General features: G+C 53.8%; 30 protein-coding genes. 10 read left to right on the top strand and 20 right to left on the bottom strand.

Going from position 1 to position 24,759, the window contains the following annotated elements; all coding sequences use genetic code 11:
- Positions 1-179 precede the first annotated feature (179 nt).
- Both Q5H92_RS21855 and Q5H92_RS21850 read right to left on the bottom strand, forming a co-directional pair.
- On the bottom strand, positions 180-2,717 hold the full coding sequence (locus Q5H92_RS21855) for a coiled-coil domain-containing protein (protein ID WP_305013694.1): 2,538 nt from the start codon (positions 2,715-2,717) through the stop codon (positions 180-182).
- Positions 2,718-2,796: 79 nt separating this feature from the next.
- Positions 2,797-3,201, bottom strand: coding sequence for a hypothetical protein (locus tag Q5H92_RS21850; RefSeq protein WP_305013693.1), 405 nt, complete (start codon positions 3,199-3,201; stop codon positions 2,797-2,799).
- A gap of 389 nt (positions 3,202-3,590) precedes the next feature.
- On the opposite strand from Q5H92_RS21850, the gene Q5H92_RS21845 reads away from it, so the two are divergent.
- Positions 3,591-3,734, top strand: a complete 144-nt coding sequence (locus tag Q5H92_RS21845; protein WP_305013692.1) for a hypothetical protein — start codon at positions 3,591-3,593, stop codon at positions 3,732-3,734.
- A 353-nt stretch (positions 3,735-4,087) separates the two neighbouring features.
- On the opposite strand, the gene Q5H92_RS21840 is transcribed toward Q5H92_RS21845, so the two are convergent.
- The 5 genes from Q5H92_RS21840 to Q5H92_RS21820 all read right to left on the bottom strand — a co-directional run bounded on the left by Q5H92_RS21840 (position 4,088) and on the right by Q5H92_RS21820 (position 6,398).
- Positions 4,088-4,873 (bottom strand): GIY-YIG nuclease family protein, encoded by a 786-nt coding sequence (locus tag Q5H92_RS21840; protein ID WP_305013691.1) that lies wholly within the window; start codon positions 4,871-4,873, stop codon positions 4,088-4,090.
- Between the two features lie 4 nt (positions 4,874-4,877).
- Positions 4,878-5,234 (bottom strand): GIY-YIG nuclease family protein, encoded by a 357-nt coding sequence (locus Q5H92_RS21835; RefSeq protein ID WP_305013690.1) that lies wholly within the window; start codon positions 5,232-5,234, stop codon positions 4,878-4,880.
- Positions 5,231-5,452, bottom strand: coding sequence for a hypothetical protein (locus Q5H92_RS21830; protein ID WP_305013689.1), 222 nt, complete (start codon positions 5,450-5,452; stop codon positions 5,231-5,233). Before Q5H92_RS21830 ends, Q5H92_RS21835 begins: the two co-directional genes overlap by 4 nt.
- A 12-nt stretch (positions 5,453-5,464) precedes the next feature.
- Positions 5,465-5,929, bottom strand: a complete 465-nt coding sequence (locus Q5H92_RS21825) for a hypothetical protein (RefSeq protein ID WP_305013688.1) — start codon at positions 5,927-5,929, stop codon at positions 5,465-5,467.
- 223 nt (positions 5,930-6,152) lie between these two features.
- Positions 6,153-6,398 (bottom strand): helix-turn-helix domain-containing protein, encoded by a 246-nt coding sequence (locus Q5H92_RS21820; RefSeq protein WP_305013687.1) that lies wholly within the window; start codon positions 6,396-6,398, stop codon positions 6,153-6,155.
- A gap of 232 nt (positions 6,399-6,630) precedes the next feature.
- Between Q5H92_RS21820 and Q5H92_RS21815 the strand changes: the two genes are divergently transcribed.
- The 5 genes from Q5H92_RS21815 to Q5H92_RS21795 all read left to right on the top strand — a co-directional run bounded on the left by Q5H92_RS21815 (position 6,631) and on the right by Q5H92_RS21795 (position 8,831).
- Complete coding sequence (locus tag Q5H92_RS21815; RefSeq protein ID WP_305013686.1) at positions 6,631-7,032, top strand: hypothetical protein; 402 nt, start codon at positions 6,631-6,633, stop codon at positions 7,030-7,032.
- Between the two features lie 11 nt (positions 7,033-7,043).
- Complete coding sequence (locus Q5H92_RS21810; protein WP_305013685.1) at positions 7,044-7,304, top strand: hypothetical protein; 261 nt, start codon at positions 7,044-7,046, stop codon at positions 7,302-7,304.
- A gap of 126 nt (positions 7,305-7,430) precedes the next feature.
- Positions 7,431-7,685 (top strand): hypothetical protein, encoded by a 255-nt coding sequence (locus Q5H92_RS21805; protein WP_305013684.1) that lies wholly within the window; start codon positions 7,431-7,433, stop codon positions 7,683-7,685.
- Positions 7,686-7,698: 13 nt separating this feature from the next.
- Complete coding sequence (locus tag Q5H92_RS21800) at positions 7,699-7,878, top strand: hypothetical protein (protein ID WP_305013683.1); 180 nt, start codon at positions 7,699-7,701, stop codon at positions 7,876-7,878.
- A 53-nt stretch (positions 7,879-7,931) separates the two neighbouring features.
- A complete protein-coding gene (locus Q5H92_RS21795) occupies positions 7,932-8,831 on the top strand; it encodes a hypothetical protein (protein ID WP_305013682.1) in 900 nt (299 codons plus the stop codon).
- A gap of 97 nt (positions 8,832-8,928) precedes the next feature.
- Here Q5H92_RS21795 and Q5H92_RS21790 read toward each other — a convergent pair whose 3' ends face one another.
- Positions 8,929-10,908, bottom strand: coding sequence for an NACHT domain-containing protein (locus tag Q5H92_RS21790; RefSeq protein WP_305013681.1), 1,980 nt, complete (start codon positions 10,906-10,908; stop codon positions 8,929-8,931).
- A 70-nt stretch (positions 10,909-10,978) separates the two neighbouring features.
- On the opposite strand from Q5H92_RS21790, the gene Q5H92_RS21785 reads away from it, so the two are divergent.
- On the top strand, positions 10,979-11,251 hold the full coding sequence (locus tag Q5H92_RS21785) for a hypothetical protein (protein ID WP_305013680.1): 273 nt from the start codon (positions 10,979-10,981) through the stop codon (positions 11,249-11,251).
- Between the two features lie 2 nt (positions 11,252-11,253).
- Here the strand turns inward: Q5H92_RS21785 and Q5H92_RS21780 are convergent, their stop codons facing one another.
- From Q5H92_RS21780 to Q5H92_RS21725, 12 genes are all read right to left on the bottom strand, one after another.
- On the bottom strand, positions 11,254-11,391 hold the full coding sequence (locus Q5H92_RS21780; protein ID WP_305013679.1) for a hypothetical protein: 138 nt from the start codon (positions 11,389-11,391) through the stop codon (positions 11,254-11,256).
- Between the two features lie 90 nt (positions 11,392-11,481).
- Entirely contained in the window at positions 11,482-13,518 is a 2,037-nt protein-coding gene (locus Q5H92_RS21775) for an AAA family ATPase (RefSeq protein ID WP_305013677.1), read from the bottom strand.
- 97 nt (positions 13,519-13,615) lie between these two features.
- On the bottom strand, positions 13,616-15,841 hold the full coding sequence (locus tag Q5H92_RS21770) for a hypothetical protein (RefSeq protein WP_305013676.1): 2,226 nt from the start codon (positions 15,839-15,841) through the stop codon (positions 13,616-13,618).
- Positions 15,841-17,958, bottom strand: a complete 2,118-nt coding sequence (locus Q5H92_RS21765; RefSeq protein WP_305013675.1) for a hypothetical protein — start codon at positions 17,956-17,958, stop codon at positions 15,841-15,843. The genes Q5H92_RS21770 and Q5H92_RS21765 overlap by 1 nt, the downstream gene beginning before the upstream one ends.
- Positions 17,959-17,960: 2 nt before the next feature.
- On the bottom strand, positions 17,961-18,527 hold the full coding sequence (locus tag Q5H92_RS21760; RefSeq protein ID WP_305013674.1) for a hypothetical protein: 567 nt from the start codon (positions 18,525-18,527) through the stop codon (positions 17,961-17,963).
- A 33-nt stretch (positions 18,528-18,560) separates the two neighbouring features.
- On the bottom strand, positions 18,561-19,397 hold the full coding sequence (locus Q5H92_RS21755) for a hypothetical protein (protein ID WP_305013672.1): 837 nt from the start codon (positions 19,395-19,397) through the stop codon (positions 18,561-18,563).
- A 3-nt stretch (positions 19,398-19,400) separates the two neighbouring features.
- A complete protein-coding gene (locus Q5H92_RS21750; RefSeq protein WP_305013671.1) occupies positions 19,401-19,913 on the bottom strand; it encodes a hypothetical protein in 513 nt (170 codons plus the stop codon).
- Positions 19,913-20,608, bottom strand: a complete 696-nt coding sequence (locus Q5H92_RS21745; protein WP_305013670.1) for a hypothetical protein — start codon at positions 20,606-20,608, stop codon at positions 19,913-19,915. Before Q5H92_RS21745 ends, Q5H92_RS21750 begins: the two co-directional genes overlap by 1 nt.
- A gap of 3 nt (positions 20,609-20,611) precedes the next feature.
- On the bottom strand, positions 20,612-21,181 hold the full coding sequence (locus Q5H92_RS21740; protein ID WP_305013669.1) for a hypothetical protein: 570 nt from the start codon (positions 21,179-21,181) through the stop codon (positions 20,612-20,614).
- Positions 21,182-21,421: 240 nt separating this feature from the next.
- On the bottom strand, positions 21,422-22,084 hold the full coding sequence (locus Q5H92_RS21735; RefSeq protein WP_305013668.1) for an NUMOD3 domain-containing DNA-binding protein: 663 nt from the start codon (positions 22,082-22,084) through the stop codon (positions 21,422-21,424).
- A 46-nt stretch (positions 22,085-22,130) separates the two neighbouring features.
- Positions 22,131-22,394 (bottom strand): hypothetical protein, encoded by a 264-nt coding sequence (locus Q5H92_RS21730; protein WP_305013667.1) that lies wholly within the window; start codon positions 22,392-22,394, stop codon positions 22,131-22,133.
- A gap of 12 nt (positions 22,395-22,406) precedes the next feature.
- The gene (locus Q5H92_RS21725; RefSeq protein ID WP_305013665.1) at positions 22,407-22,868 is read right to left on the bottom strand and encodes a hypothetical protein; all 462 of its coding nucleotides are present in this window, start codon (positions 22,866-22,868) and stop codon (positions 22,407-22,409) included.
- Between the two features lie 230 nt (positions 22,869-23,098).
- On the opposite strand from Q5H92_RS21725, the gene Q5H92_RS21720 reads away from it, so the two are divergent.
- The 3 genes from Q5H92_RS21720 to Q5H92_RS21710 all read left to right on the top strand — a co-directional run bounded on the left by Q5H92_RS21720 (position 23,099) and on the right by Q5H92_RS21710 (position 24,726).
- Positions 23,099-23,278, top strand: a complete 180-nt coding sequence (locus tag Q5H92_RS21720) for a hypothetical protein (protein WP_305013664.1) — start codon at positions 23,099-23,101, stop codon at positions 23,276-23,278.
- A gap of 515 nt (positions 23,279-23,793) precedes the next feature.
- Entirely contained in the window at positions 23,794-24,297 is a 504-nt protein-coding gene (locus Q5H92_RS21715) for a hypothetical protein (protein WP_305013663.1), read from the top strand.
- 3 nt (positions 24,298-24,300) lie between these two features.
- Positions 24,301-24,726, top strand: coding sequence for a hypothetical protein (locus tag Q5H92_RS21710; protein WP_305013662.1), 426 nt, complete (start codon positions 24,301-24,303; stop codon positions 24,724-24,726).
- Positions 24,727-24,759 lie beyond the last annotated feature (33 nt).

Raw genomic sequence — 24,759 nt, 5'->3', positions numbered from 1 at the left:
ATCAGAAAACAGGTCGTGCCACGCTCGAAGCCGCCCAATCCCTTTGGTATTGCATGATTAAGCGGATGCAGGACAATTGGCCGTTTGCCGCAAGGCAGGAACCTCAATCGAAGATATAATACCCCGACCTGTTTTCCTCCCATCAAAAAAGCCCCGACCAACCGGCCGGGGCTTTTCGTTTACCACGCTGCCGAAGCTTTCGCAGCTTCGACCGACTTGCGCTGCTCTTCGAAGGCAATCGCTTCGGCCGGGCCGATGAGCAGGGGCGGCTTCGCGGCCGTCTCGGCAGCGTGCCCGATGAGTTGCTTCATCAAGTCGAGCTGCTCGCGGCCCTGCTCGATGAGCTGCCCGAAGTCGGCGCCGCCCGATGAGCTGCCGGCCGACGTGCCCCCGCTGCCACCGGCAGCCAGCGACAAAGTGCCAGGGGGCAAAACGCGGTTATTGTTGGCGTTCATCATTTCGAGCAAGCCCCGGTTTTTGGCCGTCGCGTCGGCATTGACTACAAACTCGCCGTTACTGAGCAGGGCCGGCACTTCGTCGGAGCGCGGCCCGCCGGGCCCGGTAATGAAGCCGCCATCGGCGAACGTGTTGCCGAGTGCTTTCGCCGCGAAGACGCCGCTCGCCACCGTCGCGCCGACAACGATAATCGCCGGAATGTTGGCCGGGAAGGGAATCGCCGCAGCCTGCGCGATGGCTTCGACGGCAGCCTGAATCGCCAGGGCCGCAGTGAGGGCGAGCGAGACGCGCTGCGACTCCTTCTGAAGCTGCTGCTGCTCTTTCAGCCGCTTCTTCTCATCAGCGGCCGCTTTGTTTTTGGCATTGTTGAGCTTCTCTTCTTCGGCCCGCTCCTTCGCGATTTTCTGAAGCAGGTAGTCGCGCCGGGCGCCGGTCGCCGACGCGAGCTGCGCTTCGTCGGCCTCGCGCTTCTGCCGGCTTTGGTCGAGCGCCTGCGAGATGAGCGAAAGCCGCTGCTGCGCTTCATCGACGCGGGCATCAGCTTCAGCCATCGCCCCGGCGTAGTATTGGCCGACGGCCTGATTCACGGCCTGCGCTGCGGCTTCGATTTGCTGCTTCGTCTTTTCGAGCTGCTCAGGCGCGACGCCGAACACCCTCACGAGTACGTTATCAGTAAAGCTCAGCTTCGGAATCGCGGCGATGCGAACCCGCTCGGCAATCTCAGCGGCCGTCTGCTCAGTTACCTTGCCGGCAGCCGTGCTCATCTGTTGGCCCCGGTCGGCGATGCCCTTCTGACGCTCTTCTTCGGTCGCGATGTCGCGCCGCAAGCGCTCCTGCGCGCTCAGCGTTTCGAGCTTGTCGGTCTCAGTAACGCGCTTTTTGAAGGCTTCAAACTCAGCAGCGAGCCGCGCGTCGGCTGCGGCTTTTTGGTGGGCGAGGGTTATTGATTCAATTTCTGCGCGCTTGGCAATAATTGCGGCCTCATTGCGGTTTTCGGCTGCTAATAGTTGAATTAGCTCTTCCTGCTTTACGGCGAGTTGGGCGGTGATTGAATCTTTGCCTTTGGCGGTTTCTGTGGCTACGCGGGCGTTTAGGCGGGCAAGGGTGGCGGCCTGCTCAGCTTCGTATGCTTTGGTGGCGAATGTAGCCTTCAGGACTGCTAAAGCATTTTCGGCTTTAACCAAATCCTGAAGCTTTTCTTCGCTTCCGTCTTTGGCTTTTTTGCGAGCTATTTTGACTAGGTTTTCTAGCCGGGTTAGCTCCTCCTGTTCGGTTCGTAAGCCCTGCGCTTTACGAAGCTCAATATCTCGCTCCTGTGTTTGGGTTTGAATTTCTAGCAGCTTATCTGCTGTTTCCTGCGCTGCTTTGATTGCGTGAGAAGCCGCCGAGTCAATCAATCCGAAAGTAACGACGCTGGCAAGGTTTCGGGCCTCATCTACGATGCTGCCAATTAGCCGACTGATAGCCTCAAATTGCGGCTTAAACTTGGCGTAGATGCTTGCGCCCGCCTCTTTCACTTTGTCGAAGTTGGCAGCCAGCAAGCCCACCAAAACGACAATGGCGCCGATGCCCGTTGAAATGAGGGCGGCGCGCGTGATTTTACTTGCCGTGCTGGCGCTTTCCGCCCCGAACAGGTACGCTTTGCCAGCGGCGAGCGTGCTCTTCACTACACCGAGCGTTTCGCTGTTCAGCGCCTTGCTTACCTGCTCGACTGAATCGAGCACTGTGATACACGAAAGCAGCTTAGTTTGATACTGCTCGACTGTTTGCGAAGAGAGGCCCCAGGTCTGAGCGGCGACTGATGCGACGGAAAATGCCCCAACTACGCCGTTAGAAAAGTCCAAAAATGCGCCTGTATGCTGCTTTACATCAGCAATTGCGTCGATTTGGTCTTCTATTTTTTTTAGCTCGCCCTTTGCATCGCCGAGCTTTAGAAGCGCCGCATCAAATTCGGCCGTGCCGCGCGTCGCTTGGCGAAGAGTCTCTTCTAGCTCTTCAATTTCGGCTTCAAGCGCCGGAAGGGTGCCCGGCTTCAGCCCATCAAGCCCTCGACTTAATTTATCAATTTCCCCTTCAGCTTGCTCGACTTGCTTCGCGAGCTTACCCATTTCCGCAATGATTTTCTTCGCGGCGTCGCTATCTATGTCTAGCCCATCAAGCTCTTTGTCAAATGCCTGTAGCTTCTTTGTGGTATCGGTAAGAGCCTGCTGAGCAGCCCCCATTTCGATTTCGATAATGTACCGCTTCGTGGTGTTTGCCATAGTCTAGGAAATGACTAGCAGCTTGCTTGTTGCTAGTCATACCTAAGAAATGAGGCGCGCGCCCTTTGTGGCTATTCAATCAAAGTCGATAGGTCAAAACCTTTCCGTTGTCAAAAACAACTGCATATTCCCGCTGAAGAACAAGCCCGCCGAGCTTGTTCTTCGCCCGGTACTTATGCTCGTATTCCCTGCCTATTGTCGTAGTCGAATCGGCAGAGCCTATTGAAGCTCCGCGAGTATCAGCTCCCATAGCCAGGCGCACCCGAATAGAATCGGCGCGAGTGAAGCTGCCTTCTGCTTCCAATGAGACCGGCTGATAGCTCGCCGGGTCATCGAGCGTTTGCTTCATGTACGCTTGAATAGCTGCCCGGTCGGCTTCCTCTTGGCTAATTGGATTCGTGGCGGTGGTGGCAGCGGTTTCGGTAGGAGCAGAGCCGCAGCCAGCCGCAGCCAAGAGCGCCGAGAAGAGCAGAATCTTTTTCATGCCGCCAAACTACGCAGACGCTACTTAATCGCTAACGAAGCGAAAACCAAAGAGTACAAAAGCAGAATCGCCTGACGGGTAAGAAATAGCCGGCTTATATAGTATTCACTTGCCTGCATGTCACAATTCACCCAGCCAAAACCTTCAATGAAAAGAAGCAGCAACCAAACCCAAAGGCGCCAATGAGGACGAATCCTGAAAATAGTGGCACTGATGGTACTACTGTCTAGTAAAACCCACGAAATGACGTAGTATCTTTGTTCAACTCGCAAATGGTATGTCCTCCGCCAAGTTGCTCCCCTAAAAAGGAGAAACCCCGGCTGCTGGAAACAACCGGGGTTTCGAGATGTGAGGGATGGTTCAACTCCCTAATCATCTAGTACTCTATCATGGACACTAAGAGCGAGAAAGGGTTACTGTCTAAAGCTGCTGAATCGGCACTGTTAGGACTAGTAAATGGCATTTTCAAAGCTGCTGGAACGGCTTTAGGTGCTTATTTACTTGCACTACTTGTCAATTTTCTGCTGAAGTAGGTGACCCGGAGGGGCGCTGTGCTGGGAGCACACCGTCCCTCTTTTTTTTGCTCTTTACTTAAGCCAAAGGTACGAGAACGTCAAGACTTTTGATAAAAGCACAATATTATTACCAGTAATAATATTTTTAACGTGTTCATTATCAATGATAAAATTTTTTACAAGTTGTTACAAGTTGCGACAAATAAGTCCAAGATTTTTCTTATGCGCAGGCCTGCCCCCAACGATTGCCCCGCACTCACTCGCTGCGCTCACTCAGAAGCCTATCGAGCTGCGCTCCGATGAACGGGCAACGATTGGCTTTTACTGCTCGCAGAACGCAAAAAACCGGCTTTCACGGCCGGTTTTTTTGTTTATGAAACTTGAGGCTGCTGCACCCTCTTTGCTGCCAACGCTGCCGATATATTCTGCCGATGCTCTGCGGTGAATACTACGCCTTTGGGCCGTCCTAGTGTAGCACCTTGCGCCTTCTTTGCTGCCAACGCTGCCGAAATTTTTGCGCCCACTGCGGGGTCACGCTTCTTGCCTTTACGGGCTTCTGATAATTTTCTCACAGATTCGGGGTTCATTTTCCGGCCTGTATTTGCTGCGATTACTGCTGTCCGTTGCCGCTCGCGTTGCTCGGCAGTTCGCGGGGTGGCCGGCTTGCCTTTTTTCAGCTTAGCGGCTGCGCTGACCGCCGCCCGTTGCCGCTCGCGTTGCTCTGGATTGAGGATAATCGGGTTCTGCTTTCTGTGCTCCGAGAGTAGCTGCTTAACTTTTTCAGATAGCGGCCCCTTCTTTTTGAATGGGCGCTTATATCCCAGCAAAGAACCAGCGGCCGGGGCCATATTGTATCCTTGCGCTTTGTTTGCCGCATTGTAAAAGTCTATCCACTTTTGTTCGCAGCATATCAGTTCCTCTTTCGTGGAAGGGGCCGCTTCGAGTAGTTCAAAGCTCATGCAGCCGTTTCCGTATTTGTTAGAAAATCGCTGAAAGGGCTGTGAGTGATGGTTGCCGATAGTGAGATTACTAACGTGCTTTTGATACCTCTTCCAAAAGTTCGCCGCGCTGCCGACGTAAACCTTCGCATTTATCGAATTGCGGATAATGTACACGCCCGAAGCGTGTTTATGTTCGGCTGAAATGTTGAATTGCATGACCTTAAATATCAATCGTGGGCTTTAAGAAAAACGTCTTTGCGGGCAAGGCCGCTAGTATCGGGGCCGCGTCGCCGTAGCATTCCGTTTCGCCCGAAAACGGCAGCAGTGGCACGTAAGACAGAGCCGCAAAGCGTTGGTGAAGCGCCTGCTCTAAGTCGAAGACCTTGCCCGCGTTGTAGCTGCTAAACCTCGCCAACGTGCGCCACTTGTAGCCCGCGAAGCGCAGGCGCGAAAAGCGGCGGGTCAGGTCGAACGTGATGCCGATTTTGCAGAACGCCTCGCCGTTGCCGTACACGCGCACGACATACAGCACGGCCTTTCGACCGTGCTGCTGTGCTATCCAGGGGGCGCGGTTCATTCCGCAACGGGGCAAGCGGCGAGAAAAAGAATCCAGCGCAGCGCGTCGATTTCGCGCAGCCGGCGAATGCTGAGCAGCAGCCCGATTTTCAGGGTGCGCGGGGCGGCGCGGTGGTTGAGCAGGTAGAGCAGTTGCCCTTGTTGCTCATTGGAGGCAAGTACGGTCAGCGCGGCGGCTTTTTGGCGGGCGGCGTGGCGGCGGGCGGGGGTGCGCTTCATGGCCGGGCCGAATTAAGCAGCCAGCGTAAAGCCCACCAATTCGCCCGACGCGCCCACCCGCGCGCCCCCCCCCCCTTTCGGGGCCGGGGCGGTGGTGAGGGCCGTCAGGTCAGCAATGAGTTGCTCGGCAGCGGTGGCTTCGTAGCGGTTGATGCGCAGCAGGATTTTCGTCTTTTTCGGGCGTGTCACGGCCGGGTGGTTGAGCAGGCGAATAATCTGCTCTTTCTGCTCATTCGTGGCGTAGGTAACCGGCTGCGCTTGGGCTTCGCGCCGAGCGATTTCGGCCACCGTGTTGCGGTACCATTTGGCGAGGGTGGCGACGCTGAGCGTGTTGCTCGTGCGCTCGACAGCCGTTGCCCACTCCTGAGCGGTAATGACCGGCGAGGCGAAGAGCAGGTCTAAAATGAGGGCGCGCAGGGCGTTTACTTGCGCGGCTGCCTGTTGGGCCGTTTGGGCGGCGGTTTCGGGGGTGTACATTTGTGGTGTGTGGGGGGGTTGAAAAATCCCCGCTTAGATTTCAGGTGTTCTAGCACCTGTTTTCGGGAGGTCAGATGTTCTAGCATCTGGCCTCTTTTCGTTTGGGTCTGTGCGGGCGCTCCCTTTTGGAACTGTACAAATATACGTAACTAACAACTAAAAGTTGATAGTAACCACGACAAAAAAGAGCCCGAAGGCTCAAAATACGTACTAATACGTACTTTTATTTTGAGGCTCTCCCTGCCTTAAACGCTTCAAAATCACGGCGCAACTGCTCTTCGTCAGAAAGGGCTTTATCAATGGCCGCAAGGCGCTCTTCACTCACAAGCCCGGCTGGGGCATCTGCCTTTTCATATTTAGAAAACAGGCTTTTAGCGCTTGTTTCGTTGGTAATGCCAATTTTTGCCCCTAGCTCAGCTTGGCTCCATCCCAATGCTTTGCGTCTTTTTTTGATGTCTTGCGTTTTCATAATGCATTTATTACGCTGCAAATGTATTAATTGTTTATGAATAGTTGATAGTTGTGCTAAAAAAACTATTTAAAAGCCAATCGTTGCCCATCCATCGGAGCGAAGCTCGATAGGCTTCTGAGTGAGCGTAGCGAGCGAGTGCGGGGCAATCGTCAAACGATATATCGTTGCCGACCGCAGACAAAGGCGCCTTTCTGTGTAGCTTGGCAGCATCGTTTTTCCCTATGTAGGCATGACCATCGAAGAAGCTGCGGCTCACTACGCTCACGTCCGATTTGAACTGCCGCTCGATGAAAACGAGTACGCGATTCTAAAGCAGTTACGCAAGCTAATCTACGCTTATCGAAAGCGCCAAGTAAACCCCGAGTCCTCCCCGGCCTTGATGCATGCCCTGCACAGCTTAGAGGATATGGGGTTTCGATTTGAGCATTGGGACAACCAGCCGGCGAAGCAGATGCTATTTGAGGGAGATGCAGCGGTATTGTTGACGGTGCCCGTGTTTAGAGTTTCCGAGAACAATGCCGAGTTTCACCAAGATTACGAGTTTGTGCACTCATCAGAGATTCAGCGCTTCATCGCCGAGCTGAAAGAAACACTCTTTCGCAAGCATGGGGGCAATCATGAATGGTGGTAACCCAATGAATCATGGAATCCAACGCCACCTTCATCATCGGCATCTGCCTGGAAGACCCCGCTGCTGACCCGCTGACCTTCACCTTTCAACAGGACTTATCGGGCAAGCGCACTTGCGCCGTGCGTGTCCCGCGCGGTCTGCGCGATGCCCTAGCGTCCGATGCTTTTGCTGACTACCTGACCGACCGTTACCTTCAGCAGCACCCAACCGAAACCGAGCGCCTGGGCCGCGAAAGGCTTCGGGGCGCGGTGGAGCGGGCGATACGGCGCTGAGCGTCTTCCAACCTTAAAAGCTAGAATCCGCGGCGCAGCCTAAATAGGCCACTTTGCGCGGAGTAATCGTTGCTCCGATGAATCGCTGCTGAGTATCTTAGTTGCTCACTTTAACCAAGATGAATTATGAGCTTTAAGATTAGTATTCAGAAAAGCGGTTCCCTTGACCCGGATAAACTGGTAGCACGCATGACGGCTTTAGCGCAGGAAAAAGCGCTGGGCATAGCCAGGGAGCGGCTCGCGGGCGTATCGTGCGCCGAGCACAGTACCGTACCAGAACCACGGATAGAGCCGCAAGCCGACGGCTTTCAAATACGAGTGGAGAACATCTGCTGTCCTGCTTTTAAAGAGGTAGTTGAAAGCGAACTGAGGGGGCACTAATCTCATCAGCGTAATGACTACTTCCGCAGTTTACATCGGACCCAACGGGAAGGACGGCTACGTCAACGGCCAGCAGTACACCTTGCTGACCCAAACAGAGGGCCAGGCGGTGAGCATCCTTTTGGCTGCCCCATCTGGCAAGCTCAAGACGTACCGCAGTCTAGCCGACTTTAGGCGCGAGTGGCGTTTTTAACCCCTCGTCCCTGCTCGTTTCTTGGAAAAATATTAAATTTTAATAAAAAACTTATGAATACGCAGCTCAAGTTTCAGATTTTTAATGGAGCAGTCGCATTTTACGTGTTGTACGACGCCGAAAAGCAGGCTCATACGCTGCGCATCGAAGCGGACGCTACCAATTCAATCGAATTGAGTCAGGTGCAATCGCAGGCGTTGGCGAGGGCTTTGCTGCAAAATACTCAGATGGGCAACGTGTTTCCCATCGACAGCGGTATGACCGTAATTAAGTCAATAGAGCTAGGTCCTCCTACCGCTTACCAAATCGAGGGCGACCTCCTGAGGTTGGGTGATGTTGTGGTATCGGGCGATATCCTCAAGGCGTTTGAATCTTCCGCCCTTATTTCAACAAATATCTTGATGGGAAACCCCCGAATTGAAACGAATGTATTCATCGGGTTGCCACAAGAGCACTTGGAACTATTCGACATCGAACGCATCCAGAACGCCGTCGGCGATTTCATGGAAGCGATGGGGTTTGAATTAGAAACCAAAGACGAGCCGGTGTTTGGCTCGTTTTTTCAAGACCTGAAGTACTTCTTCAAGGGCCGGGGCAAGGCCGCCGCCGCCGAAGCCCTTCAAAAGGGCAAACTGGCGTTAGAAACGCAGCACATCACCTTGCCCGCCGCCGAAGCGACCGGCAAGCTGGCTGAGTCCGCCGCTGCGCTCATCAGTTCGTTGAATGGCGTCGATGAAGCGGTTTTGCGGTTGGGCTCGCTGCTCGTCGTGAAAGTGTCGCGCAACGGCCTGCCCGCCATCATGGCTGAAACGGTTTCGCCGGAATTGGCTCAACTACTTGACAAGAACCCTGGCTTGCTAAAAACGCCCGCTGTGCTATTTGATATGCTATCAGCAATGCAAGCGCCGGTCAAGAAAATTGGAGGCGGCGAAGCCGGGATAATAGAAGCGTAGAGTTGCTTGCCTTGCCACCGAAAAAGCCCCGGCCTTCGAATGAGTCGGGGCTTTTTCGTAAATTGGCAGCTATTCTTATGATTCAATCGATTGTAAGTTACAACCCATCAAGTTCACTTTTTTCTTCTTCATAAGCTTTGCTTTCATCAACTAATTTAACCAGTTGAACGCAAGCATCATAATCAAGTAGACACAAATCGCTGCCTGTTATTCTTCTGTCGTTTTTAAGTAAATCAGTGAAATCACTGAACTGCTTGCGCTCATTCAATGGATTTTCTTTTCTTTCATCAAACACAAAAGCTGTATCCAAAGGGATGGAATAAAGTATCTCATCTACTGGCTGTTTTGCCAGAGATAATGGTTTTACGATACTTAGACCTTTTTTAAAAAGGATATTAATTACTTCGTGCCTAAAAGACATTCCCGATGCATGCAGAGATTGGTCATTTGATTCTGGATTTGAGGCCAAATTGTATCCAAATAAACGCTCGTTCCTTTTAATGTGCAATCGTTCTTTCAGACTCAAATGATTATCATCGGCAAAAAGGTCTTCATTATCAACTCGAATGAATGCAGAAGAAACATCAAAAGCTATTTCTTGTCTTTTTCGAATTAAATCCCGCGATATACCGGACAAATTCTTGAAAGAGTTATCACAAAAGTCAATAAACGACTGAGCGATTTCGTAAAGTATAATATTACGTACTAACTTATATTCCATTTCAAACAAAAAATCGATTATATTAAGATAATTACTTCTCTGCGACTTGTATATAAGCTCTACAATAGTTTCTTTTTTAGCCGAAGCACTAATATAAGAAGCTGCAAAAAAATCTTGTAAGGACTTATGTGCCCATTTTAATACATTCCCTTCACGGTTGAACAAAGGGACGTTTAGCTCAATGTCCTCAGCAAAATCACTGCTTTTAAAAGTTATGCCTGCGCATTTTGGCCTAACATCATCAAGCAACTTTATTAGCTCTTGTTCTGAGTACTCAACTTCTCCTGCTTTTGCTGTATCAAAAGCAAGCTGATTAACAACAGCTCTGAAGTCTTGAAAATCTAAGCCCGACTTTTTATTCCTCTTAAAACCATCCTTTGACAAATCGTGATGCTTATAAAGTGCACCGTAAACCTCTTCGTAAAAAGTTGTTTTTTTTGAAGGAATATCTTTATTATAGGTATATGTTTTATATAATAACGAAACCAAGAAAGGATTGACCAGAAACTCTCTCACTTGGGCAAGCTTGCCTTTGATATCTCTAATGAGTTGGTCACCTACCTTATTAAGATTTACGCCATCGTACTTCTTAATTAGTTGATATGACTCATCAGGCGTTAAAGGCCTAATATTAAACACTTGAAAATCTCCAAATGCAGTTAATGCAGACTCTGGCCGAGAAGTTAGTATATACCAATTATTTCCGGACTTTTGAATAAAATCCTTTATGTCCTCAATAACTGCCCCTCTATATTCATTACGAACTTCATCAAAACCGTCTAACAGGAAAGTGAATTCTCCTTGATTTATTAGGTGCGCGATAACCTCTTTATCAAAATCCCCAAAAATATCCCCTAGTTGAGTGCAAATTTCATCGATGACTTTATGCTTATCGCCCAACCTTTTTAATTCTATTAAAATCGGTATTGACAAATTTTGTTCAATAATCGAGGCGCCAATCCATTTCATCAAAGTGGATTTACCCATGCCAGCAGTATCAGACAGCAATATGCGTTCGTATGGCTCTATATAGCCTCGCTCAAACGCATTGATTTTGAATGACCGATGGTCTTTGTTTGAAACTAGCGTCAATGGCTGATAAATATCTTTAATTATGATTTGCTGGTTTGGGAAAACCAGAATATTCATAATGCAAAACTTTTGGTAAGCCCTAGTTAAGTAAGCGCGAAAACTCTCTTCAATTGCCGCTTCAGAAAGCTTTTTGTCTATTCCTCTCTTGCGCAGGAAGCCTTCTATTGCTTTTATCTTAGGCGCTAACAAGACCGCAAGAATGGGGTCAACTAGTGGTTTTGTGCTTGCAAGCAGGTCTTTGGCCGAAGTCAAATTAATATCCATAAAAAGCGGGGTTGCATTCTGCGCACGGCAGATTGCGCTTATTCACTGCCAATATAAGCTAAGCCGCGCTGTGTATCGGCTATTATTCGACGCCGGTCAGCTCGAAGCGCTGCTCGACTTCATTCGCGAGAATGCTGCGGCCCCGGTGCTCAGCGCGCCTCACCTGCTCGCCGTGCTCTTCATGCCGGTCGATGCTGCCGAGCAGTCGGCCGACGTGGTGAGCGCCGCTGCTGAAGCATCCGAACAGCGATTAGCTGAGTCGCCCCGCTCTTTCCTTGCCATTCACGTTAGCACTAGTTATCTTAGCATAAATCTCAAATGCTACCTACTATGGCAACCGTAAAACTAGACCGAGAAGAGCTGCCCGACTTTGACGAGGCGCAAGATGTAGACTATGCCGACGAGGGGCAACCCGATTTTGACGAGGGGCCGCAGGCCGAATACGATGACGCCTTTGAGGATGGAGGCGACGAGGGTAGTCAAGAATGGCGGGCCCGAAGCCAGAAGTAAAAAAGCCCCGGCCTCATTGGTCGGGGCTTTTTAGTTGGAAAGCTCAAAAGGTGCCTACTTAGTTTAGCGCTTAGCCGACGTTCCTGTTAATTTATCAATTAAGCTTACTGAAGTCAACGGAACAAATGGGTAAGACTTTGCCATTATAATGGTTAAATCGTGCTGCACTATTCCTTCGTTTTTATAAGCAGGTATTTTTCCCAGTGCGGGAAAAACCTCTTTTATTTTGGCGACAATCTCGTGACCCTGCATTTTTAAATACCATTCAGGTATTTCGATTACCTTTCCATTTAGGTATTCGATAGGCAGTTTTTTAGATTCGTATTTGTAAACACGAAAACGACCTTCAAACTTCATGAAGAAATACTCAACAAATTTTTGAATTTGGTCTGTTTGTTCGTTGCCTATTGAATATTGATTATAGGTATTATCAATCCCAATATCATTTAGTATGCCATCGGCGTTATTATTAATCAATAAGCATATTACGTAAATAGGGTCAAGTAAAAAATTCTCAACACTATACCGCTCTCCTGCTCCATGCACCTCTACATGGTCTGTTGCTTCATTCTTAAGGTCCCAATCAACAATGCCGTAAGCTGTATTGCTGCCTGAATGTCTAAGTTGTTTTACGATTTCATACACTTGGTCACAATTGCCCTTGCCAAGCGAATTTGAGATGAAGTATAGTTTATGAATAGGCGCTATTTCCTGAGCACGCTTGTTGTGCAAAGTCTGATAATACGTAACGTCTGTAGGGCTCTCAACAAATACCTGTCTATGGTTCTTGTAATCGATACTAAGGGTAGGAATAAAACCTGTTAAAATTTGTAACGCCTCATCTTTGGATATTTTCTTCAGAGAACTGTTTACGCCGTTTTTCAGCTGATATATGTGCTTTTCATCAGCCAATGCTATTGTTGAAGGGCTATGCGTAGTAATAATGACCTTTATGCCATATTTGTTAACAAAGGTTTTCTCCAATACATCTAATAATAGTTTGGACATTTCTGGGTGCAGGTGTGCATCTGGCTCATCAAGGATGAATAACTCTGGAAACGCCAAATTACTCCCATAATACTCGCTAGTGAATAACTTAATAATAAGGCCAATAATTATTTTTTCTCCTGAAGAAAGTGAGGATAATGTAATTATTTCATTTGTAGTCTTTTTCTTTAGTTGAAATTCTACTTGGACATCAGATGAAAAATCTGCCCTTTCAATTCCTGTGAAATTGAAATCGATATCGTGAGTATTGAGAAGTTGATTAATCAACGTCCACGGTGGGGTAAAAGTGGTAACAAAATCTTTGTCTGAAATAGATTTGTTTGTCTCGCCATACTCTTTTTTTGCGAAAAACGCTCTTGCATTTGTGTCCCTTCTCTTAGCATAGCTATAGAATACCATATCCATTTTTGATTCGAATAATTCGTTTGAATCAAGAATGTATTCAGGGATAGGATATTTAAAAAAATCAGCCTGTGTGATGTCGTCAAGTTTTTTGCCAGTAATTTTACACATATAGCTCACAAGTTGAAAAATCCACGGATTCCGCTCTGTTTTGACAGATTGAAAAACAGTGTTTTCGATTTGTGTAATACTGCTTTCAAAAAGTGGTTGATTGTTATTGATGCTGCGAACCCTGCTTATCACATTACCCAAATGAGGAATTTGGATTTTCATTACATCGCCAGCATCAAGAAGTAGCTTGATATATTGAGGTTTGGTTGATAATGGGAGTCTGTCTTTAAACTTTAAATCATGGTCTCCAATGTATTTATAGAGCGCTCTTACTTGTGGTTGAAGTTGAAGGAATGCTTGTGCCTTCGGAGCAATAATATTTAGCCAGTCCTGATGATTTAAGACCATGCCTGAATCCTTTACTATGCCTTCGACTTGAACTCTTGTCACTGGTGGCTGAATTTGTGCCTTAATGCCTCCAGGGTTTTGTTGTCGCTGAATATTGTCAAAAGGTGATATAAGCTCAACCAGTTGTGATTTGCCACTGCCGTTTTTGCCAGTTATGATTGTAAAATCACTCAACTCTTCGCTTTGGAAAGGGCTTAATGATTTAAACTTAGTATTTAGAGTAATTTTCATTTCATTTTTTGTTTTGCCGGAGAGTAATAAAGCAGTAAATTAATGCTAAATCGTCCTTTTTTGTTTGCAATTTCGTATCGTATTTATTAGCAATGCGTTACATCTCACGAATTAATTCAAGGGTCGTTTCAGCCGCTTCATCGGCGATGTCGAAGCCGCTGACGGTCTCGACGGCGTACTCGGCGCCGGCAATGATGACGCCCCGGCCGGGCGTGAGCGCGCGGTAAAGGGCCGGCGTCAGGCTGACGGGCGCCTTCCCGACGTGCCCCCTGAGCAGGCGCGCGACGGTGGCCGGGTAGTAGGTCGCGACGGCGCCGGCCGGGCCGTCGAAGCGCAGGGCGTCGGCCCACTCGGCGCGAGCCAAGCTGACGCGCCGGGTTTGGAAGGGCACCGTCACGCCGTCGAGCACGCCGAGATGACGCAGCAGGCGCGGCGCCTGACCTGAAACGTCGGGCGCGACTTCAGCCAGGGGCTGCGCGAGTACGTCGGCCGTGCTCATCGTCGGCACGGCCGCGCGCGCCGGCACGGTGCCGGGCTGCGGTATCAGGTAGGAGCGCAGCGCGACCGGCGCGAAAAGCGAGTCGATGCGCTGCTCAGTCGCGCCGGGCCCGACGATAATCCGAACCACGTCGGACAGGCCAGCGGGAAGCGGCTCTTCGCTGTTTTGCGCCGAGCCAAACACGACGGCGCCCACGCCGGCCCCGGCTGCCGGCGTGTACTCCATAAGTTGCGGGTCGATGAGGTGCGTCAGGTCGAGCGGCTTGCCGGCAGCCTTGCGCAGCTCATCGCGCGTCAGCAGCGCGACCGTGCGCCGGCCGGCGTCAGCCAGGGCGACGGTATCGGTGCGAAGCATAAAGTCGCGAATCACGTCGCGCTGAGCCAGAGGCGGTAAAAAGAGCGCTGGACTGAGCAGCGTCTCGCCTTCGGCTGCTGTGCAGGCAAAGCGCGCAGCGCTGAAGTTGAGCACAAACTCGCGCCGGGCGAGGTAGCTGCGGTTTTCGGGCGCGTCGATGAGCTGCCGGCGCACCATGACGCAGAATTGAAGCGAGTCGCCGGCATCGAGATAAACGTCATCGGCAGCCAGGTCGAACGACTGCCCGCCGATGTTGCCGGCGCCGTCGAAAGAGCCGGCGAGGTTCACGAAGTCGGGAATTTGCAGCGGGTCAACTACGGCACCGTGCCGCAGGCAGCTCGCGTCGAAGCTTTCGCCCCCGCGCCGAATGAAGAGGCAGAGCAGGATTTTCGAGAAGTCGGCGCGCATCGTCGGCGTCGCCAGGGCACCGGCCACGCTTTGCACCAACTGATGACCTGACGCGATTGAGCAGCTCGCTTCGAACGAATAGAGCCCGGCGCGCGGGGCGATGTACGTCGCTGCGGTCGTGTCTAGCGCGCGGGTGCCGCCCGACAGCGCGACCGGCGTGCTGACGGGCAGAAAGGCCACCTCGCCGGCCATGTCGTGCCCGTTGATGTTGCCCGCCTCGCCGGGGTTGGCAAAGCCGACGGCCGTATTCGTATAGCCGTTGCCGGTGCCGGCGCCATAGTAGCAATATTGCCCCAGGATAGCGGCCGACTGCTGCGCTTCGGCCCTGAGCAGCGTGCCCCAGGGCCAAGCGCTTTCCGGCCGGCTGCCGGCCGGGGCGATGACGGTCTCGCGCCAAAGCTGCTCATCGAGCACGCGGCCCGTCAGTGTCCAGCCAATATCGGTAAATATCTGCTGAAGCACGTTGCGGTAATACACAGACGGCGCGTAGTCATCGACGCTCAGCGGGTAGTCGATGAGCGCCTGAGCCGGCAGGCTTTCGTCTTTTTCGGTGCCGTCGAGCTGCGTGACGGGGCGGGGCGGGGCGTAGAAATTGCCGAAGCTGAGCAAGGGAAACTGAATGTCGGAGCCGTCGCAGTCGAGCGCGAGAATCGATTCGAGCTGCGAGCCGTCGTAAGCGACCGGGGCGAGCTTCAGGTCGGTCAGCTTCTTATCGCCGATTTCGGCCGGGCATGAATACGCCGTACCGATGAGGTTGCCGGTATAGCCGGCCCGCATCGACGTCAGCCGGAAGGTGCCGGTAAAGATTTCGCCCGCGCAGCGCAGCTCGAAAGGAAAATCGACGGTCGTAAACTTGTCGAGCCCCAACGAATGCAGCGCCGAGACGCCAAAAATCCGCGCATTGTTGCGGGTTGGGGGCAAGGTTATCGGCCAACTAAATTCCCCGTTGCGGCCGCTGAGCTCGGCGAGCGCCGCGCGGGCCTGCGTCAGTCGAATTAGCCCCTTCGTGACGGTGGGCAAGTCAGCCTGAAGCCCGAAAAAAGAAAGAGAAAGCGCGCGCATTAGTTTCTGACGCCGTAAATAGTGGAATCTTCGGGCTCCAAATCGACCGCGACGGTATAAGTGCCGAGCACTTCGTCGGCTTCAGTGGTGTAAGCGAGCAGCGAGACCGGCACCGGCCCGGCGTGCGTTTCGAGCCAAGCATTCGGCGAGTTGCCCAACTCGCGCCGCAGCCAGATAAACTCGGCGCGCGTCATCAAGCCCGAATGCAGCCGGAAGGCTTCGGGTATTTCGGCGCTGCGCGTCGCCGAGCCGGTCGAGGTGGTGACGGTGGCCGTGCTGCGCTTCGTTATTTCCTCGCGAATGCCCTCGAAAAGAAAAGTATCGAAGCCCCCTTGCCCGTTGGCAAATGTCAGCTCACGCCCCTGCGCCGTCAGTTCGAAGGTGATTGCGCCCGTAGGGTTGGGCGTGCCGATTACCGTCCGAAACTGCGTGACCATGCGCAGGGCTTCGGGCAACTGCGCGGCAAGAAAGCCGTTTCCGTTGCTTTGCACCGGCCCATGATTCGCCGTCATGTCTTCGGAATCCAAGTCCTGCGCGGCGAAGTCGAAGGTTTCGCGCGCGAGGTTCACATCGACACTCCCCAGGGTCGGAATAAAGCATTTCGAGGCAGCTAGGACGCGCCGCACGCCGGGCCGGCGCGTGAGCAGGCGCAGGCCCGCGACGATTTCGGGCATAATTTCAACGGCGTCGAGCGCCCACGAAACGCCGCTCAGGTAGGCCGTGCGCTGCCGGCGAATGCTGCCGGCTTCGGCGTACATCTCGCCGAACTTCAGGAAAAACGAGCAGAGCCGGTCGGGACAGCTGCCGTTAACTTGCGGGTAAGCGTGCCCGGTGAACTGCTTCAGGGCCGGCGCGATGTCAAACTGATACGCATTGTCTTCGCGGTAATTCATTTCAAGCCGCTGCGCGAGCTGCGGCGCGGCGGCGCTGGCTGAAGCGCCAATGAGCCGGCCGTATCGGTCGCGATAAGCGTCTTCGTATAGGTCGGCGTAGGTGCTCGGATTGGTGTCGGGCGCCCCAACCCAGACTTCCACAAAGCAGCCCCAACGCTCGCGCACCTGTGAGCGGTAGCGATTCACGCCGGGCAGCGAGACAATATCAATGCGCGCCGCGTCGCTGGTGGTAATGTCCAGATTGTAGGCCGTGCCTTCGGCGCGGGCCGTCAGCCTTACGACGTCATCATTTGAAAGCCGAATGAGGTAGTCGGCCGCGAGCGGCTTGATTGCGAGCAGGGCTTCGACCAAGCTCGGCGCGTCGAAGAAGTTTGTCGCCAGCAGCACCGGGCCCGACGTCAGCCGGTAGCCATTTACCACCAATTCGACGCCAGCCAGGCCGCTGAGCGCCGTCAAATCGATGAAGGCATCGGCCGCAGCCGGCACCACGTTCGGCAGTTCTGCGCTGTTGAATTCCACCCATACCGGCCGGCCGTTCGCCACCAACGCCGGCAGCTCTTCAGCCAGCGTCAGCCGGGGCGAGATGAAGCAGCTGCCGTCTTCGTGCGTCGCGTTGGGGTCGTAATTGTCGGCTTCGGGGTCAGTACAGCCGCTGACGCCCGCTGCGCCCACTACGGCATTTACCAACGGGGCCACCTCGCCCGACTGCGTATAAGCCGACAGGTCGTAACTGCCGGGCGCTACATTGGGGAAGCTGAAGCTGCCCACTGCGCGCGTTTGGGTTTGCACCGTAGCGCCGGCCCGTTTCAGTTCGACCGTGATAGGCACGGCCGGACCGCTCAGCGTGTAGGCAATCGCGCCATCAGCAGCAACGGCGCCGGTTGCCGGCGTGATATTGCCCAGCGTGAGCAGCAGGGCCGGCGTCGGGGCAGCACAGTTCACCGTGAAGCTCTGCGCCGTGTCGACCTCGCCGTTGTCGGCCGTCAGCGTATAGTCGCCATTGGGCAACCCGTCCACGCTGAAGCTTTTCGAGTTGACGGTCGAGCCGAAGCCATCCGACCAAACCGGCGCGAGCGTAGCATCGTCGGTAATGACAGCGCTCAGCACGGCGCCGCTGATGGATTTGTTGACGCTAAACGTCACGCGGCTCGCGCCGCCCGGTGCGGCGCAGCTCGGCGCGAGGTTGGAAATATCGGGCGGGAAGCCAGAGCCGGAAGGGTACATAATTACTTTTTCGTGCTGATGTAGCTCAAATTGATTTGCTGCTCGATGTCGTAAGCGATGCCGTCGAGTAGCTGCTCATCGAGGTATAAATCGACTAAGTGCTGCCCAAATTCGAAGGCCGGCGCGATGACGGGCCGGGCCTTGATGCCGTTTCGCCAAATCGCATTCTGAATCATGAAGGCGAGGCGATTCACCGACACGGCCGGCGAGCCGTCGCGCCCTTTGAGCCGGACGCGCTGCCGGCTGAAGCGGCCGGTTTGCTTATCGCGCAGCTTCAAGCCCCGGTCTTTTATGAATTTGACAAGGGCGAAAATGGGAATTCGCTTTGCCTGCTTTTTCCGGCCGCTGTCAATCCATTGCAGATAATCGAGGGCATACAGCGTGAGCGCGGCGTTCGCCGTGTAGCCCTCAAAACGGCCGCGCGCGCTGCGGCCCTGCGTCACCTTTACCGCTTCGCCCGACAGCAGCTGCTTCTTCAGCGTCGAATTCGCGCGCAGGGGCTCTCGCCCGTTGGCGTCGAGAATCCGAACTATCTCGTAAGCCATCGCCAGGCCGATAGCTTCGAGCATGTCGCGAATAGGGGAAGGGGCTGGCATCGGAAATTAAGCGTGAACGGCGAGCACTTCGGCCGTGCTGGCTGCTACAAGCAGCGAGGCAAGGCCGGTTTGCTGCATGGTAGCCGTGAAGCCGGTTGCGGTTTTGGCCGTGTCGCTGAGCTGCACATTCAGCAGCGCCGCGCCGCTGGCCTTAGTGAAAAAAACGAAGTAGTTGCCATCGGCGAAGGGCTTCGGCAGCGGCACCGGAAAGGTGGCCGGCGTGAGCGCCTGAATGGTCACGCCGGGGGTGCTGATACTAAAGCGCTGCACTAGGTCAGCCGGCAGGCGCTTTGCCACATCGGCGGCGAGCCGGACCAATTCGGCAGTATTGGCGTTGGCCGCTGCCTGCGCGGTGGCTGCGTTGGCGATGGCTGTGGTAGCGCTGGCCTGCGCCGCGTCGGCTTTGGCCTGCGCCGCCGTAATCGCCCCCTCATCTTTCGAGACGCGGGCTTCGAGCAGCAGCAGACGGGCAGCGTTGCTTTCCTCGTAGGCGCGCAGGGCGGCATCAGCGGCCGTGTTGGCTTCCAATGCCGAGCGGGTGGCCGTCGCGTTGGCGCGCAATAAGTCGGACTGCGCGCCCAGGTCGGTGAGCCGGGCGTCCTGCGCGTCGGATTTGGTGATGAGCAGCCCCACGGCCTGCTGAAGCGTGTTCAACAACGGTTCAACCGCATCGAGCCGAAGCGCGTTGTTGCGGTTTTGCATTCGCGTGCCGATGCGTCCTTTTTGGCCGGTGATGCTCTCGCCCAGCTCCAAAAGGCGCGCGTCTACTGGCTGCGCATCGGCGTCAGCTATATTCGTGACTTGCTCCAGCTGTTTAAGGGCGGCTTGTTCAGCGTAACGCATGGACTAGGGATGCAGCGTGATTTGATTGCAGAAAACGGCTTGGTTGGGGCCGGTGAATTCGACGGTCACCACGTCGCCGGGCACCACGTCGAAGCGGTTGAGGGGCCGGCCGGGAAAGTACTCGGCGAGAACGGGCGGGTCGGCGTACATATCGACGCCGGGAAAACTGAGCACCTGTGTATTGTTGATGTACACGGAATAGCCGCCGCCGTCCGGCCCTTTGTGGCCCTGCATGCTGACGCCTGAAATGCCGGCCGGAATTCCGATGCGGTAGTAAGCCCCGATGCGGCCGGCCCGGTAGTAGAAACCGCCGTAAGCCACGGCCGCGCTGACGTCGTAGCGCAGAAAGTCCGACGTTCCGGTATCGGGATTTAGCGAGTACTCAATGCGGAAATCATCGGCTTGCAGCACCAGTGCCACGGCAGGCCAGAGCGAGAGCGGCGCCGTGGTGCGGGCGAGCAGCCGCCCGGCGTGCTTCAGCAGGTGGCCCGCGCGGGAAAATAGCTTTATGGCCATTACTGAATTTTGAGGCGAAACCAAATAATTCGCTCCACTCCGGCGCTGTCGATGGCCCGGTCGCAACGATACACGTAGGGCAAGCCGGAATTCCGAATGTCGGGAAAGGTGCGCCCGATGTAGTCGGCGCCCGTCAGCGGGTCGCCTGAAACGAAAGCAACGGAATCCAGCACAAAAGCCGGGCCCGCAGGCGTCTGCGCCAACGAATTGATAATAGCCTGCACTACGGCGACCCGCTTCGCGCCCGACACAGCCGACACGTCTACCGCAGCGGCGAGCGTGTTTTCTACCGCGCTCAGTCGATTTTGTAACGGGGTGTCATCGTAGGTCGCGGTGACGGTGCCGGCCAAATAGCTAAAGAGAATTACCTCGCCGGCCTTCACATTGACCGCCGCGAGCACAGTGAGCACGTTGCCGGCCTGCGTGTAGCCGCTGCCGTAGGCAAGTGGGTTGAGGCTACCGCCCGGCCCTTCCACGCCCACGCTCCCGAAGAGCACTGCATTCGGCACGGTGATGGTTTGGGCGCCATCAGCCCCGGCCGTGTAGGTGCCAGAGATGAAGGCGCTCGGCTCCAAACCATTTATAAAAGCCGTAATCGCGGCGATTTGCACGCTGTCAGCATTCACGTCGGTCGTCAGGCCAGTCGAACCGATGCTCTTATTTCGAGCGCTGAAGTTGGGGACGTTCTGAGGCATCGATTACAGGGAAGGGGCGAGCAGCTCGCGCAGCTCAGTCAAGCGCAGGTATTGGGCAATGATGTCGGCCGGGCTGAAATCATTCAGCGGCCGGGCTTCGGCCGGCGCAGGGGCCGCAGCATCGAAGAAGGCAGCATTCGTCACGCGATTCAGCTCGCGCGGCACCTTCAGGCGCATTTCGATTCGCCAGCCGGTAGCCAGGTCGGTGCCGGCGCACTGCGGCAAGCCGAGAAATGAGGGGTTGCCATCTATCCAGCCGGGGTTTTCGTCGCGCAACTGCTGAATGATTTGGTCGGCCCAATCCTTCGTGCGTGTCAGCATCGCCGGCACGTCTTCGGCGTCGGCCCGAAACTCGCCGTATTGGTCGCGCTCGCGGTCGAGCACCTGAAGCGCGATGCTGTAGCTGTCGATGCCGAGCGTCATGCCTTCGCAGAGCGGGTCGGCTTCGACTAAGAGCAGCGGATAAACAGAATTGGCCGGCGCCTCGCCCGTTCCGGTCAGCGCAGCGCGTCCGATTTGGCGATGGCGCCGGCCGAAGCTGGCAAGGGTGTCGAGTAAAGCAGCGAACGTCATGCCTAAGAAATGACGCTCGCCGCTTTTGTGGCTATTTCTTCGGGGCGTTGGCCCGCATCTGCCGATAATACTCGACGGTATCGCAGACGCTCAGAGCGTTTTTTTCGCGTATCGTATCCACGTCCGTATGAGCCAGCGATTTTTATTGAGCAAGCTGTTCTGCTAACTCGCTAGCCGCGAAGCCTGACGCTCCGAAAAAGCTTTTAAAGTGTTCTGATGGGTGCCCACGAAAAAGCCCGCTCAACTGGGAGCGGGCTTAGCTTGGCGATTTTCAAAATAGCGTTGGCGGCTGGCATTGCGCTTGGCTATCGTTTCGGGCGACTGTTTTTTGCCTGTTCTGGCAAGGGAGAGCTTTTGCCGGGTTTCTTCCGACGCTTTTCGGCCCTTCATTGGCGAGGCGCGCCCTAGCTGACCGATTCCGATTTTAGCCCGATGCTCGGCGCTAAGCTTTTTGCCTTTCGTGGGCGGGGTGCGCCCCTTTGCGTATTCGGACAATTTGAGCTTGTGTTGCTCGGAGAGCGGCCCGCGCTTGCGAGCGAGCTTTTTCTTAGTGGATTCAGACAGCTTAGGGGAGGGATACACTTGCGGGTCTATGTTAAAGCCGGTTTTCCGGTGGGCTGCATTGAAAAGGGTGATATAATGCTGCTCAACCTTTGCAAGCTCGTTAGCATCCAGAGCTACTAATTCAAGCAAATTGAAGGATAGCCCACCCGCGCCGTACTTGTTAAAATAACGCTGTAGCGGCCCGTTGTGGTGAGTGTTGCTGATGAGTGCCGCCCGATGCCCATTGAAGCGCCTGCGAAGGTTTACTGTGCTTCCCACGTACACCCTGCGATTGGTAGTATTGCGAATGACATAGACGCCAGAAGCGTTTTTGTGTTCGGCCGGAATGTTGAATTGCATAAGCCAAAAGGCGGGGCCGGGAAGCCGGCCCCGCTTGGGGTTAGTGTTAGTTGGCGAGAGTGAGCAGCGGCTCGGCGGCGGGGCAAGCAGCGAGGCGCAGAATCCAGCGTAAGGCATCGATTTCGCTAAGCCGCTTGATATTGAGCAGCAACCAGATTTTGAGGCGGCGCGGGGCGGCGCGGTGGTTGAGCAGGTAGAGCAGTTGCCCTTGCTGCTCATGCGAGGCGCGCACGGTCAGCGCGGCGGCTTCTTGGCGGGCGGCACGGCGAGCGAGGGCTTTGCAGTGCGGGCGTTTGAGGGCGCTCTTCATGGCCGGGCGTGATTAAGCGACCAACGAAAAGCCCACCAATTCGCCCGACGCGCCCACCGCAGCGCCGCCCCCTTTCGGGGCCGGGGCGGTGGTGAGGGCCGTCAGGTCGGCAATGAGCTGCGCGGCTTCGCGGGCTTCGTAGCGGTTGATGCGCAGCAGCACCTTCGTCTTTTTCGGGCGCGTCACGGCCGGATGGTTGAGCAGGCGAATAATCTGCTCTTTCTGCGCGTTGGTGGCGTATCCCACCGGGGCAGCAGCGGCTTCGCGGCGGCTGATTTCAGCCGCCGCATTCCGATACCATTTCGCCAGGGTGGCCGTATTTTCCGTGTTGCTGGTGCGCTCGACGGCGGTGGCCCATTCTTTGGCAGTGATGACCGGCGAGCCGAAAAGCAGGTCAAGAATGAGGTTGCGCAGGCCGTTTACTTGGTCAGCGGCTTGGGGGGTGGTTTCGGGGGTGTACATTTGTACTTGCATTGGGGGTTGAAAAATCCCCGCTTAGATTTCAGGTGTTACTAGCACCTGTTTTCGGGAGGTCAGTCGTTACTAGCGGCTGGCCTCTTTTCGTTTAGTATCTGTGCGGGCGCTCCCTTTTGGAACAGTACAAAGATAAACATTCTCAATAAAAAAACAAGAGTTTTTATCGAGAATCATAAAATAAATTCTTGTGCTTGTATTGTGTTTATATTGTTTTATAACTTTGCGGCATGAAGAACGACGAAGCGCCCAAGTCCCGCAAGCCACTGCTCAGCATTGAAGTAGAAGCCGACGAAAAAGAATTGTTCAAAAAGGTCGCCAAAGCGCGCCGCCTTACGGTCTCGGCGCTTGTACGACTGCTTATGCTTGACGAAGCGGAGCGCCTCGGCATTAAGCCCGACAGCAAGTAGGCCAGCCCTAAAAGCTTTTTCATGTGCGGCGCAGCCGACATAGGCCACCTTTTGCGCGGGGGCAATCGTTGCGCTTTTCTAACTCTTACCGGCTTGCCGGGCGCAGCCCGCGTCTGAAGAGTTAGTGAAAGATTACCTGAAAGATTAAGTGTAAGTATTAGTCCCCAATTTTTGGGGTAGGGCTACCCCAATTCTGAGGGTAGGGCTACCCCAAGATTCGGGGTAGGCTACCCCAATTATAGGGGTAGGGGACTACCCTGGTTTTTGGGGTAGAGGCTTCGTCTTTTATCCACTGCTTTTTGATGCCTTGCCGGCGTGCGAGGCTCTTCACCTGAGCGTAAGGCATGGTCAGTCGGCTGTGGAACCGACGAATGCGGTTGACGGTGGCCGTTTTGCGGCTAGCGAGCCTTATAAGTTGGGGGTTCTTTGTAGTTTGGCAGTCCTCAAGCCACTCTAACAGATGGGTGGTCTGTAGATTTTCGGTCTAAACAGAAGTACAACATCCCGTCTTTCTTATGCCTGCACTCGATAGCATGCTTTTCTACTCAGCCAATTCTTTTCTCTCGCTAATGATTAATCGACGGTTTTATAACGGGCAGCACTATATATGGTGCTCTCCCGTTTTTAATCCCAAGACACTGGATGAGCGAGACCCTATGCAGAATATTGCCGTTTCGTCATCGCCGCACCATATCTACCTAGGTTATAGCGATTCCGTCAAAAGCAGAGACAGGCATAGTGACCAGATTGAGCGAAACCGGAGGGGGATTAAGAAGGGGGCTGCTGCGATGCTGGCTGAAAAGAAAATTACTGACGACGACTATCAACGCATCGTCTTTATTGTCGATAATGCGGAAATAGCCGACTTTAAGCCGATGCTCTATGTCATTCCTGCTAATAAGGTTCATAGTAAACTCAGCATGGTTCCTGTTAGTGAGCTAGCCAACCCAATGGGGGAAGAATATAGAATATTCGATTTGCAGGACGGCGAGTTTGATGCAATAGAATTTAAGTTCTAATAGATGAAACGCGCACTAAGAATTTCCGCCGCAGCGGCATTAGGAAAAATCGCTGATATCATTCAGTTTAAATTAAATGAGGATTATGACTTTCTAGCGCAACAACTGGAAGTACAAGAATTGAATGACCAAGCCCGCGCAGCGATTGGAATAGATTTATTGCATGGAAAAGAAAATCTGTCTTTGCCTCAGATACGCATGTATGAAGATTTTCTTGAAAAAGCGGTCAAGAGCAGCCTGGTTAGAGTGTATGATGATAAATTTATTGCAGACCAAATAGCGGTTCTTGATAAAACAAGCGTCTTGTCCTTAGAGGATTTCAAGGCTTTTTCATATACTGACAATGTTTTGTCTGTTGCCGTTAAAGTAATGTTTAAGGCTGTGGTGTACGCTTCCCCATTCGGTAAGCCAGTCGTTAGCAGAGGCTAAGCGACTTGTTTAAATTCGGTGGGGGTCATAAAA

This window comes from Hymenobacter mellowenesis (assembly GCF_030581005.1).
GTDB classification, from domain to species: domain Bacteria; phylum Bacteroidota; class Bacteroidia; order Cytophagales; family Hymenobacteraceae; genus Hymenobacter; species Hymenobacter mellowenesis.
Note: the sequence above shows the minus strand (reverse complement) of the source record. Positions and strands in the feature narration are given on the sequence as shown.

Excerpts from the sequence above, each read along its gene's own strand:
- Q5H92_RS21855 (WP_305013694.1), bottom strand. The coding sequence starts at position 2,717 with ATGGCAAACACCACGAAGCGGTACATTATCGAAATCGAAATGGGGGCT.
- Q5H92_RS21850 (WP_305013693.1), bottom strand. The coding sequence starts at position 3,201 with ATGAAAAAGATTCTGCTCTTCTCGGCGCTCTTGGCTGCGGCTGGCTGC.
- Q5H92_RS21845 (WP_305013692.1), top strand. The coding sequence starts at position 3,591 with ATGGACACTAAGAGCGAGAAAGGGTTACTGTCTAAAGCTGCTGAATCG.
- Q5H92_RS21840 (WP_305013691.1), bottom strand. The coding sequence starts at position 4,873 with ATGCAATTCAACATTTCAGCCGAACATAAACACGCTTCGGGCGTGTAC.
- Q5H92_RS21835 (WP_305013690.1), bottom strand. The coding sequence starts at position 5,234 with ATGAACCGCGCCCCCTGGATAGCACAGCAGCACGGTCGAAAGGCCGTG.
- Q5H92_RS21830 (WP_305013689.1), bottom strand. The coding sequence starts at position 5,452 with ATGAAGCGCACCCCCGCCCGCCGCCACGCCGCCCGCCAAAAAGCCGCC.
- Q5H92_RS21825 (WP_305013688.1), bottom strand. The coding sequence starts at position 5,929 with ATGTACACCCCCGAAACCGCCGCCCAAACGGCCCAACAGGCAGCCGCG.
- Q5H92_RS21820 (WP_305013687.1), bottom strand. The coding sequence starts at position 6,398 with ATGAAAACGCAAGACATCAAAAAAAGACGCAAAGCATTGGGATGGAGC.
- Q5H92_RS21815 (WP_305013686.1), top strand. The coding sequence starts at position 6,631 with ATGACCATCGAAGAAGCTGCGGCTCACTACGCTCACGTCCGATTTGAA.
- Q5H92_RS21810 (WP_305013685.1), top strand. The coding sequence starts at position 7,044 with ATGGAATCCAACGCCACCTTCATCATCGGCATCTGCCTGGAAGACCCC.
- Q5H92_RS21805 (WP_305013684.1), top strand. The coding sequence starts at position 7,431 with ATGAGCTTTAAGATTAGTATTCAGAAAAGCGGTTCCCTTGACCCGGAT.
- Q5H92_RS21800 (WP_305013683.1), top strand. The coding sequence starts at position 7,699 with ATGACTACTTCCGCAGTTTACATCGGACCCAACGGGAAGGACGGCTAC.
- Q5H92_RS21795 (WP_305013682.1), top strand. The coding sequence starts at position 7,932 with ATGAATACGCAGCTCAAGTTTCAGATTTTTAATGGAGCAGTCGCATTT.
- Q5H92_RS21790 (WP_305013681.1), bottom strand. The coding sequence starts at position 10,908 with ATGGATATTAATTTGACTTCGGCCAAAGACCTGCTTGCAAGCACAAAA.
- Q5H92_RS21775 (WP_305013677.1), bottom strand. The coding sequence starts at position 13,518 with ATGAAAATTACTCTAAATACTAAGTTTAAATCATTAAGCCCTTTCCAA.
- Q5H92_RS21770 (WP_305013676.1), bottom strand. The coding sequence starts at position 15,841 with ATGCGCGCGCTTTCTCTTTCTTTTTTCGGGCTTCAGGCTGACTTGCCC.
- Q5H92_RS21765 (WP_305013675.1), bottom strand. The coding sequence starts at position 17,958 with ATGTACCCTTCCGGCTCTGGCTTCCCGCCCGATATTTCCAACCTCGCG.
- Q5H92_RS21760 (WP_305013674.1), bottom strand. The coding sequence starts at position 18,527 with ATGCTCGAAGCTATCGGCCTGGCGATGGCTTACGAGATAGTTCGGATT.
- Q5H92_RS21755 (WP_305013672.1), bottom strand. The coding sequence starts at position 19,397 with ATGCGTTACGCTGAACAAGCCGCCCTTAAACAGCTGGAGCAAGTCACG.
- Q5H92_RS21750 (WP_305013671.1), bottom strand. The coding sequence starts at position 19,913 with ATGGCCATAAAGCTATTTTCCCGCGCGGGCCACCTGCTGAAGCACGCC.
- Q5H92_RS21745 (WP_305013670.1), bottom strand. The coding sequence starts at position 20,608 with ATGCCTCAGAACGTCCCCAACTTCAGCGCTCGAAATAAGAGCATCGGT.
- Q5H92_RS21740 (WP_305013669.1), bottom strand. The coding sequence starts at position 21,181 with ATGACGTTCGCTGCTTTACTCGACACCCTTGCCAGCTTCGGCCGGCGC.
- Q5H92_RS21735 (WP_305013668.1), bottom strand. The coding sequence starts at position 22,084 with ATGCAATTCAACATTCCGGCCGAACACAAAAACGCTTCTGGCGTCTAT.
- Q5H92_RS21730 (WP_305013667.1), bottom strand. The coding sequence starts at position 22,394 with ATGAAGAGCGCCCTCAAACGCCCGCACTGCAAAGCCCTCGCTCGCCGT.
- Q5H92_RS21725 (WP_305013665.1), bottom strand. The coding sequence starts at position 22,868 with ATGCAAGTACAAATGTACACCCCCGAAACCACCCCCCAAGCCGCTGAC.
- Q5H92_RS21720 (WP_305013664.1), top strand. The coding sequence starts at position 23,099 with ATGAAGAACGACGAAGCGCCCAAGTCCCGCAAGCCACTGCTCAGCATT.
- Q5H92_RS21715 (WP_305013663.1), top strand. The coding sequence starts at position 23,794 with ATGCCTGCACTCGATAGCATGCTTTTCTACTCAGCCAATTCTTTTCTC.
- Q5H92_RS21710 (WP_305013662.1), top strand. The coding sequence starts at position 24,301 with ATGAAACGCGCACTAAGAATTTCCGCCGCAGCGGCATTAGGAAAAATC.